Annotated in this window: 1 protein-coding gene; it reads left to right on the top strand. The window is 44.6% G+C overall.

All coding sequences use genetic code 11. The features are described from left to right. A partial coding sequence (locus ACVPON_RS08760) for a DUF1542 domain-containing protein (protein ID WP_462878249.1) occupies nt 1–946 on the top strand: 946 nt, incomplete at its 5' end. Between the last annotated feature and the right edge of the window lie 123 nt (nt 947–1,069).

The following is a 1,069-nucleotide window of genomic DNA, read 5'->3' as shown; positions in this document are numbered from 1 at the left end:
AGCACAGGAAGCCAAGGATGCCGTTGATGCGGCAACCACTAATGCGGATGTAGCGACTGCTAAGGACGCAGGTATCACAAGTATCAATGCCATTAAACCAGATGCGACAGCCAAGACCAAGGCTAAGTCAGAAATTGATAAGGCGGCGGAAGCTAAAAAGGCAGAGATTGATGCTCGTTCTGATCTAACTAACGAAGAAAAGAAATCAGCTAAGGATGCAGTTGATGCAAAAGCACAGGAAGCCAAGGATGCCGTTGATGCGGCAACGACTAATGCGGATGTAGCGACTGCTAAGGACGCAGGTATCACAAGTATCAATGCCATCCATCCAGATGCGACAGCCAAGACCACCGCTAAGTCAGAAATTGACAAGGCAGCGGAAGCTAAAAAGGCAGAGATTGATGCTCGTACAGACTTGACGGATGAAGAAAAGCAATCAGCTAAGGATGCAGTTGATGCAAAAGCACAGGAAGCCAAGGATGCCGTTGATGCGGCAACCACTAATGCGGATGTAGCGACTGCTAAGGACGCAGGTATCACAAGTATCAATGCCATCCATCCAGATGCGACAGCTAAGACCACCACTAAGTCAGAAATTGATAAGGTAGCGGAAGCTAAAAAAGCAGAGATTGCTGCTCGTTCTGATCTAACTGATGAAGAAAAATTAGTTGCGAAGGCAGAAGTGGACGCTTTGGCCAAAGCTGCTAAGGAAGCAATTGATCAAGCACGAACTCTGAAAGAGGTGAATAGCGAGCTAGAAAAAGGTCTTACAGCTATTGCTCAAATTAATCCAATAGCTTCTCAAAGAGCTTCTAAGAATACAGATACGAGAATCTTACCAAATACCGGAGATATAGGCAGTGAATCACTCGCTACGGTAGGAGGGGTAATGGCCTTGCTTGGTATCTTACCAATCCTTGGTAAGAAGAAAAAAGAGGAAGAGTAAAAGTTCCATTGAAATAAATCTTTCTCTCTTTATGATGTTAGAAGGAGAAATTTAGGCTCTTTGTCAACTGTAGTGGGTAGATGAAAAGCTAACACCTAGAGAGGACGAATTTCGTTCTCTCTT

It is taken from the genome of Streptococcus sp. 1F3 (assembly GCF_054968985.1).
Note: the sequence above shows the minus strand (reverse complement) of the source record. Positions and strands in the feature narration are given on the sequence as shown.